Here is a 9,272-nt window from a genome sequence, read left to right on the forward strand (position 1 = left end):
TTGCGGACCGGACCGTCATGCTGGCCGGCGCCGGGCTGCTGACTGTGGGAACACTGGCGGCTGCCGCGGTCCCGTCCTATGCCCTGCTCCTGCCGCTCTGGTTCCTCCTCGGCATCGGCTATTCCACAGCCCAGACGCCGTCGGGGCGGCTGCTGCGGCGTTCGGCTCACGCGGAAGACCGCCCGGCAGTCTTCGCCGCCCAGTTCGCCCTGTCCCATGCCTGCTGGCTCATTGCCTATCCGCTGGCGGGATGGGCGGGATCGGTCCTCGGGCTTTCCGTCGCCGCCATGATGCTGGCGACCGGGGCGGCCCTCGCCGTGATCATCACGCGCATCGTGTGGCCAGCCGACGACCCGGAACTCGTCCCCCATAGCCATGCCGACCTGCCGCCAGACCACCCGCATATCGCGACCCACGGCGGCGGCGGGCGTCACGCCCATACGTTCGTCATCGACGACGTTCATTGCAGTTGGCCACGCTAGCAATTAACCAGTTTCATAAATCAAGACTTATGACCAGGGCGGTTTCTTACAAATGGCGTTCGCTTGAACGCCCCCTACTCTCGTCGGCAATTGGGCCCTGAGCGAAGTCCGGAATGTCGGCTATGAGCCCCGGAAATCAGCGCTGTCCGTTCCGCGCCAGCCAGGCGCGCATCTCCGCGATCTCGCGCTCCTGTTCGCGGATGATGTCGGCCGCCCATTTGCGGACCTGTTCGTCCTTGCCGTGCTCCAGGACGACCTTGGCCATGTCGATGGCGCCCTGATGATGGGGGATCATCCCGCGGACGAAATCGACGTCGGCATTGCCCGAGAAGCGGATGTCCATGTCGCGGTGCATGCGGTCGTTTGCAGCCCTGAACGCCGCGACGGACGGATGCTCGGCGGCGGCAGGCCCGGTCGTCGAGCCGCCGTGCTGGTGGGGTGCCGCCGGGGCTGCGCCGCCGCCCTGAGCGGCCGGCGATGCTTGGCCGTGGTGGCCCTGGCCGCGGTGACCTTGGCCGTGGTGCTGGGCCGTCGCCATGGTTGTGGCGGCGAGGAGGAGCGAGCCGGCCAGAAGACCGGCGGAGAGGGGGGACGTCATGGCGAAGTTCCTTCTCGATGGGTGCTGGTGGCGGCCGCGCTCAGTAGCGAGCCTGGACGGTTGCGCCCTGCGGCGTGGTGATCTGCACCGCACCGCGGACGCCGGCGGGAACGGCGACCGGAGCCGTGCCGACAAGGCGGGATCCGCCGGCTGGCTGCATCGGGAACCGGATGGTCTGGCCGTTGACGACGAGGATGGCCGTCGCACGGTACCCGTCAGCGGCGATGGGCTTGTCGTTCATGTCGCTGAGGTGCAGCACGACCTCGGTCGTTCCCGAGGCGACGAGCTCGACATGGTAGTTCGCCCCTGCATGGATGATCTTGCCGCCGTTGGGGCCGGCCTGAGGGGCGTGGGCCTCGGCGCTGCTCGCAATGACGAGAACGGCGAGCGCAATGACGAGCAGGCGATACATGACGAAAACTCCTAGGTGACGTTTCAGAAGGTTCCAACGATCCGGTCCGCCGGAAGTGGACCCGAAGCCTCGTGACGGGACTCGACGACCAGGCGCTCCAGGGAAGCGCGGCCGTAACGCAGGAACAGGGTCGGGGTGAGAAGCGTGTCGAGCAGGGTGGCGCTGATGAGGCCGCCGAAGATCGCCACCGCCACCGGATGCAGCACTTCCTTGCCAGGCGCGGTGGGATCGATCATCAGCGGAATGAGGGCGACACCCGCCGAGAGGGCCGTCATCAGCACAGGCGTGAGGCGTTCCAGGCTGCCGCGGACGACGAGGTCCCGGCCGAAGGGCATGCCCTCGTGGATCGCCAGGTTGATCATGTGGCTGATCTTCAGGATGCCATTGCGCGTCGCGATGCCAGTGAGGGTGATGAAACCGATCATCGAGGCGACCGACAGGGGCTGGCCGGCGATCCAGAGCGCCACAACCGAGCCGATGAGCGCCAGCGGGACGCTGGTCATGATGATCGCCACGAAGACTACGGACCGGTACCGCGCGAAGAGGATGGCGAAGATCATGGCGAGAGAGACGAGCGACAGGAGCCCGATCGTCCGCATCGATTCCTCCTGCGCCTGGAAGGTCCCTTCAAGGCTCGCGAAGAAGCCGGGCGGCAGGGTCGTCGCGGCCATCACCTCGCGGACCCGGGCGATCACCGCGGCCATGTCGGCGCTGCCCTCGGCGTTGGCGAGGACGACGACCCGGCGGCGCCCGTTCTCGCGCAGGATCTGGTTGGGGCCCTCGGTCTCGACGACATCTGCGAACTGGCGGACGGGAACCCAGCCGGCGGGGGTCTGGATCAGAAGGTCGGCGAGACCCTGGGTGGTGCGCTGCAGGTCGTCGAGCCGCAGGACCACGTCGAAGCGGCGGTTGCCGTCGATGATGCGCGAGACCACGCGGCCATTCGACAGACGCTCAAGCTGCTCGGTGATGGCGGCCGGCTGGATCCCGTAGAGCGCGGCGCGGCGGTAGTCGACGATGACGTCGAGCTGGGGCACCCGCACCTGCCGCTCGACCTGCAGGTCGACGATCCCCGGGACGGCCGCGAGCTTCTGCCGCATGTCCTCCGCCAGAAAGCGCAGGGTGTCGAGATCCTCGCCGAAGATCTTCAGGGCGATCTGCGCCCGCACGCCCGAGAGCATGTGGTCGAGGCGGTGGGAGATGGGCTGGCCGATGTTGGTTGCGACCGGCAGGACGGCGAGCCGGGAGCGGATGTCTGCGATGATCACATCCTTGGGCCGGCCGGCCTTCAGCGCGACCTCGACCTCCGACGCGTGCACGCCCTCGGCATGTTCGTCGAGTTCGGCCCGTCCGGTGCGACGCCCCACGCGCTCCACCTCCGGCACTTCGAGGATGAGGCGCTCGGCGATGAGCCCGACCCGATGGCTCTCCGCAAGCGATATTCCCGGGTTGAAGAGCATGTTGATGGTGAGCGTGCCCTCGTTGAAGGGCGGCAGGAAGGACCGGGGCAGCTGGAATGCAAGCGCCCCCGCGGCCATAACGCCGGCCAGCGTGACGGTCATCAGCAGTCGGGGACGGCGGAAGGCCCCGTCGAGGAGGATGCGGTTACCGGACTTGAGCTTGCGGATCAGCCAGCTTTCGCGCTCGTCCAGCCGCCGCATGCGGGGCAGCAGATAGTAGGCCATGACCGGGGTCAGCGTGACCGCGACGACAAGGCTCGACAGGATGGAGATGATGTAGGCCTGGCCCAGCGGCGCGAAGAGCCGGCCCTCGATGCCCGAGAGCGCGAAGAGCGGCACGAAGACGAGAACGATGATCATCGTCGCATAGACGATGCCCGAACGGACCTCCTGGCTTGCCGCCACGACCACGGCAAAGGCGGAACGGGGATTGCCGGCTTCGCGGTTCTCCCGCAGGCGGCGGAGGATGTTCTCCACGTCCACCACCGCATCATCGACCAGTTCACCGATGGCGATGGCGAGGCCCCCCAGCGTCATCGTGTTGATCGACAGCCCCATCACCTGAAAGACGATGGCGGTCATCAGGATGGAGACCGGGATGGCGGTGAGCGAGATGACCGTCGTCCTCACGTTGAGGAGGAAGACGAAGAGGATGATGGCGACGACGACGATCGCCTCGACCAGCACCTTCATGACATTGTCGATGGAGGTCTGGATGAAGGTCGCCTGTCGGAACAGGACCTGATCGGCCCGGATGCCGTTCGGCAGCGTCGCGGCGATGTCGCGCAGCGCCTGCTCGATGGTGGTGGTGAGGCGGATCGTGTCGACGCCCGGCTGCTTCTCGATGGAGACGATGACGGCCGGCCGCCCCTGGTAGCCGGCTTCACCGCGCTTCATCCGCGCCGCATAGCCGACCTCGGCGACCTGCCCCAGCAGCACGGGCTGACCGGAGACGCTGGCGACCACGACGCTGCGCAGATCCTTGAGGCTTCGGCTGCGGCCGACGTTCCGGATGAGGAACTCGCGGCTGTACTGGTCGGTGAAGCCGCCCCCGGTATTGGTGCCGAACTGGGAAAGAGCGCGCTCGACCTGCTCGAAACTGACGCCAAGCGCCCGCATGGCAGTGGAGTTGGGAGAGACCCTGAACTGCCGCACCTCGCCGCCGATCGGGATTACCTGTGCGACTCCGGGAATGGCCAGAAGCCGTGGCCTGATGGTGAAGTCAGCCAGCTCCCGCAGATTCATGGGCGAGACCGTGTCCGGCCCGGTCACGGCCACGAGCATGATCTGGCCCATGATGGAGTTGATCGGCCCCATCTGGGGCACGACTCCTGTCGGAAGCTGCGGCTGGATGAGCGACAGCCGCTCAGCGATCTGCTGGCGATTGCGGAAGATGTCGGTGCCCCAGTCGAACTCGACATAGACGATGGATAGGCCGATCCCCGATGTCGAGCGCACGCGGGAGACGCCCGGCAGGCCGTTCATCTGCGTCTCGATCGGATAAGTGACGAGTTGCTCCACCTCCGGCGGCGCCAGGCCCTCCGCCTCGGTCATGATCGTGACCGTCGGCCGGTTGAGATCGGGGAAGACGTCGACGGGAAGACGCGCCGCCGTCATCGCGCCGAAGACGACCAGGATCGCCGCGACAGCCAGCACGAAGAGCCGGTTCTTCAGGGATTGGGTGACAAGGGCGTTGAACATCCCGGCGCCCTAGCGGATCTGGTTGAGGAGTTCGGCGCCCTGCACGACAATCCGTCGGCCCGGCTCGATCCCCGAGATCGCGAGGACACGCGCGCCGTCGAGCGGCTCGACGCGAATCTCCCGCGGAACGAAGCGTTCGGCGTTCGAATGCTCGTAGACGATGGACTGGCCGTTGGCGCCCCGCACGACGGCGGCGCGCGGCAGCGCGATGCCGCGGCGTTCCTCGGTGGATCGCGCTAGAACCGTGAGCAACTGGCCGGGGCGCAGGGCCCCCGCCCTGGCCTCGATGCTGAACTGCACGGGCACAGCCTGGTTGCGGTCGGCAAGGCCGCTTCCCCGATGCAGCAGCTGCAGGGTCCCTCCATCCGCCAACTGACCTGACGCCTCGGCGGCCAGCGCATGCACGTCGAAGCTGAGGGCCTCCACCCAGAGGGCATCGGGATCGATGATCAGGTAGATGGCCGTCCCGGGATCGGCGATCTGGCCGGCGATCGCCTGGACCGAGGCGACGACGCCGCTGACGGGCGCAACGAGCCTTTCCGGTTCGCGCGGCGCGCGGTCGAGATTGGCGCGACGCGTGCGCAAACCCGCCAGTTCCAGCTCCGCGTCCTCGATCTGGGCGCGCGCCACCACCGACTGAATCTGCTTCAGCCGCTCGAGACGGCGCTCGACGAGCGTCAGCTGCTGGTCGAGTTCACGCGCCTGTTGCTGCTGGGTCGTGGCGTCGGCGGAATTGATCGCCGGCTGGACGAGGGCGAGGACATCGCCCGCGGCGACCCGCGCTCCGAGGCGCGGGAAGCCGCCGGGAGGCGGGATCAGGCGACCGGCGACGGAGGCCTGGACGTAGCCGGCGCGGTTGGGGTCGGGGATGATGCGGCCCGGCATCTCGACGCTGCGCGGATAAGTTCGTTCGTCGGTGAAGAGGGTGCGGATGGCCAGAATCCGCTGGGTCGGTTTCGGCACGAAGAGTGCGCCGTCCGGAAAGCGCTGGGCGATGTCGCGTGGAGCAGCGGCGGCCGCCGATCCGGGCGGGGCGGCCGTCGGTGAGGCGGCCTCAAGGCTCCCCGGTGCGGCCAGCGCCGCCACAAGCGCGACCACGGCGACGCGCGGGCGCCGGCGCACGAGCAGGGCGGCGAGGAAGCCGGCCGCAAAGGCCGCCACCAGAGCGCCGTAGATCGTCATGCCGCCGTCCGCCAGCCGGTTGCGCAGGTCAGCCGCCAGGGCGCTGTCGATGAAGCCGCCCCAGCGACCGCCCGCCAGTGGCGCTGGGGCGGGTGGTGCGGGGATGGTCAGCGAGGCGGTGAGAACGTCCACCAGGCCTCTCGCCTGCACGGTGATGGCGAGAGCGTGTTCGCCGGGGCGCGCAAGCCAGGGCGCCGGCAGACCATAGCCGCCGGATCCGTCCGGCTCTGCCCTGACGGTGCCGTCCGGGCCGTCGACCTCGATCGTGCCGTCCGGAACCGGCTCGTTTCCGCGGAACGTGTCGAGATAAATGTGCAGCCGGCCGTCGCGGGCAACGAGAACCATCTCGAAGTCCTCCGACGAGGCATCGGCGCGCGGCGCGATCGTGGCCGAGACCGGTGGGGGCGGCGCACCGTGGTCGTGTCCCTCATGCGCACGCGCCGGCACGGCATTGCCGCCAATGGCGAGGGTCAGCAGGAAAAGCCAGAGGGCAGGTATCGCAGTGAGTCTCATGGCTCCCGACTAACGCCGCGGCCGTCACCGCGCATTGCGCGACCATTACAGATTGTATCAGGAGGCCGGGCCGCCTTCAGGAAGAGAGACGGTGACCGTGAGGCCGCCTTCGGGACGTTGTCCGAGCGCGATCGTGCCGCCATGTCCCTCGATGATCGCTTTGGCGATCGGCAGGCCCAGGCCGAAGCCGCCGGTGGACTGGTTGCGCGAGGGTTCGAGGCGGACGAAGGGCGCCATGGCCTTGTCGACGTCGGCGGGCGCGATGCCGGGACCGTCGTCGTTGATCGACACCATGAAGCGGTCTGCGTCCCGCTCCACCGTCACGTCGACCTTTCCGGCGTACTTGACGGCGTTCTCGACGAGATTTCCGAAGGCCCGCTTCAGCGCCAGGTGCCGGCCGGCAATCACGGCCGACGACAGGCCGCCGAGGCCGATGTGGCGGCCGCGATCCGTCATGTCGTCGGTGATCGTCTGCAGGATCGCCACGAGATCGACGCTGCGGACCTCCTCGTCGGCCCGCTCGCCGCGCAGGAAGGCCAGCGTCTGGTCGATCATGCGTTCCATGTCGTCGAGGTCGGCGGCAATCGCCGTCCGCGCGCCGGGATCGTCCAGGTCCTCGATCCGGAAGCGCAGCCGGGTAATCGGCGTCTTGAGGTCGTGTGACACGGCGGCGAGGGCCTGGGTCCGGTCCTCGATCAGCGAGGCGATGCGTCGCTGCATGTCGTTGAAGGCGGCGGCAAGGTCGCGCACCTCGCGAGGCCCGGTCTCCGACAGGGGCGTGACCGAGCGGTTGCGGTAGAACCCCTTCGCGGCCTCGGCGAAGAGCGACAGGGGCCGCGTCAGCCATCCGACCAGCAGGATCGATACGACGAGGGCGCCGAGCGCCATGAGCGAGGTCGACAGCAGCGTGCCGTGGGAGCCAGCGGCGTGCAGGGGCGGCGCGACAAGGCCGACATTGACCCAGCTCTGGTCAGGCAGACGCATGGAGATCAGCGCCAGATGTGGATCGTCCGCACTGCGGCGGTTCGCGCCGATGACAAGACCATCGTCGGCCAGTTCGGGCAGGACCTCGCGCAGCCGCTGGCCGAGGCTTTCCCATCGCGCGGCGTCGGCCCCGCCGGCCACCGCATGCTCCGTCCGGCTCCAGTGCGCATCCACAGACCCGCCGGAGAGGTCGTGGGCGACCGCCTCGCGTTCCCCTGGCGGCACCCGCATGACGGCACGCTTGATAGCGAGCAGGCGATCGGCGAGCCGCGCATCGCTGGACAGCGTGACCTCGCGGTCGAGACTGATCTGGTAGGTCCAGAGGCTCACGAGATGGACAATGCCGATGCCAAGCAGGACGACGAGCACGGTACGCGCCGTCAGACTGTCGAAGCGCGCCATCAGGCGGCCGAACCATGCCGGCGGACGGGGATCAGAACCGCGTGACATCGGCGGTAAACATGTAGCCGGCGCCCCGGACGGTCTTGATGAGATCGACGGGGTCACCGATCTTGCGACGAAGCCGGCTGACCTGAACGTCGATGGTGCGGTCGAAGGCCTCGGCGATGCGGTTTCGGGCGGCATCGAGGAGGAAATCCCGTGACAGCACGCGCTGGGGGGCCTCCAGGAAGGCGATCAGCAGGTCGTACTCTCCGGTGGAGAGATCGACGACGACGCCGGCAGGGTTGGTCAACTCACGCTTCAGCGTGTCCAGCCGCCAGCCGTCGAAGGCAAAGCCGCGCCCCGCCCGGTCGGCGGGCGTCCCGGGACCGCGCGATCGCCTGAGCACGGCGTTGACGCGCGCCAGCAACTCCCGGGGATTGAACGGCTTCGGCAGGTAGTCGTCTGCGCCAACCTCCAGGCCGATGATGCGGTCGATGTCGTCGCCCTTGGCCGTCAGCATCACCACCGGGACCGAGGAGGTGCGGCGCAGGTTGCGGCAGAGGTCGAGGCCATTGGTGCCCGGCAGCATGAGGTCGAGAACGATGAGATCGACATGGGCACGGTTGAGCGCCTCGGCCATTTCGGCGCCGTTGCGCGCCGTGTGGACGCGAAAGCCGTGGCCGCGCAGGAACTTCGCGACGAGCGACAGGATCTCGCCGTCGTCATCCACAACGAGAAGCGAGGCAGCGTCGACAACCGGGCTCGTGGGTGGTTCCAAGAACGGCAATTCCTCTGATCGCGCCTTTGGCCTAACCCGCGCCGTGTGTCGGGTCGTCTCGGCACTGTAACAGACGTTTGCAGGAGAGATCGCCTTGACCAGTCCGCCTGCGCGCCAGAGTTGAGCGACCTCCTGCAGGGCCGATCAATGTCGGCTACACAGCCGCTGCCTAATGTCTGCATTGGCGGCGCCAAACGGACGAGCGGCCAAGCTCGGATGGTGAGTCCTACGTCTCGAGAGGCCCAAGCCTTAGGTAAAGGCACATTCCCTTCGCTAAGGCTTTCCTGCACCCAGCGAGGTTGGGGGTAGGGTAGTTGGGGGGTAGGGTAGAGGGAATCGAGCCTTACCGAACAGGTGGCAGCTCAAGTAGGAACGGACGGTTCCGCGGGCTCTGTCCGGGTGCCGTGAACCGACCAAGTCCAGAAACGATCGAGCCGTCGGATGACACGGCTGTTGGCCGTTCGAGCGCCCAGGCGGAGGTATCGATGTTGGCATCCGCCATGATGTCGGCGATGAGCTCGACGCCGCGTTGTGCCGTCCATCGGAACATGCCTCCAGCCCGGATACCAAAAACAATCGCTCCCGAGCCGCTCACCACAAAGCCGTGGCAGTCTGGCGCCTGGGGCAGGGGTTCGAGCACGCTCGGGGCCCTGAACCGCCCCGAGTTTTCTAGACGCCCTCGGCTCGCGCTTTGTGCTGCCGTTCGAACTCGACGGGCGACAGCATCCCGTTTCGTGCGTGCTTGCGGGTCGGATTGTAGAACATCTCGATGTAGTCG

8 protein-coding genes are annotated in these 9,272 nt (G+C 67.7%); 1 reads left to right on the forward strand and 7 read right to left on the reverse strand.

Annotated features, from left to right (window positions below; all coding sequences use genetic code 11):
- Positions 1–482: MFS transporter (locus ACJ4V0_RS21155; protein WP_448301596.1), on the forward strand; the 482-nt coding region annotated here is incomplete at its 5' end.
- Between the two features lie 136 nt (positions 483–618).
- Here the strand turns inward: ACJ4V0_RS21155 and copM are convergent.
- The 7 genes from copM to ACJ4V0_RS21190 all read right to left on the reverse strand — a co-directional run.
- Positions 619–1,080, reverse strand: coding sequence for a CopM family metallochaperone (copM, locus tag ACJ4V0_RS21160; protein WP_448301597.1), 462 nt, complete (start codon positions 1,078–1,080; stop codon positions 619–621).
- Between the two features lie 40 nt (positions 1,081–1,120).
- Positions 1,121–1,492, reverse strand: a complete 372-nt coding sequence (locus ACJ4V0_RS21165) for a hypothetical protein (protein ID WP_448301598.1) — start codon at positions 1,490–1,492, stop codon at positions 1,121–1,123.
- Between the two features lie 23 nt (positions 1,493–1,515).
- Positions 1,516–4,653: an efflux RND transporter permease subunit gene (locus ACJ4V0_RS21170; RefSeq protein WP_448301599.1), complete on the reverse strand. Its 3,138-nt coding sequence runs from the start codon at positions 4,651–4,653 to the stop codon at positions 1,516–1,518.
- A gap of 9 nt (positions 4,654–4,662) precedes the next feature.
- Positions 4,663–6,348 carry an efflux RND transporter periplasmic adaptor subunit gene (locus ACJ4V0_RS21175; protein ID WP_448301600.1) on the reverse strand — a complete coding sequence of 562 codons (1,686 nt, stop codon included), beginning with the start codon at positions 6,346–6,348 and terminating at the stop codon, positions 4,663–4,665.
- Positions 6,349–6,405: 57 nt separating this feature from the next.
- Positions 6,406–7,782 (reverse strand): ATP-binding protein, encoded by a 1,377-nt coding sequence (locus ACJ4V0_RS21180; protein WP_448301601.1) that lies wholly within the window; start codon positions 7,780–7,782, stop codon positions 6,406–6,408.
- Positions 7,766–8,494 carry a response regulator gene (locus tag ACJ4V0_RS21185; protein ID WP_448301602.1) on the reverse strand — a complete coding sequence of 243 codons (729 nt, stop codon included), beginning with the start codon at positions 8,492–8,494 and terminating at the stop codon, positions 7,766–7,768. The genes ACJ4V0_RS21180 and ACJ4V0_RS21185 overlap by 17 nt, the downstream gene beginning before the upstream one ends.
- A gap of 669 nt (positions 8,495–9,163) precedes the next feature.
- A partial coding sequence (locus ACJ4V0_RS21190; protein ID WP_448301603.1) for an IS3 family transposase occupies positions 9,164–9,272 on the reverse strand: 109 nt, incomplete at its 5' end.

The sequence above is a fragment of the Phreatobacter aquiterrae genome (assembly GCF_053471285.1).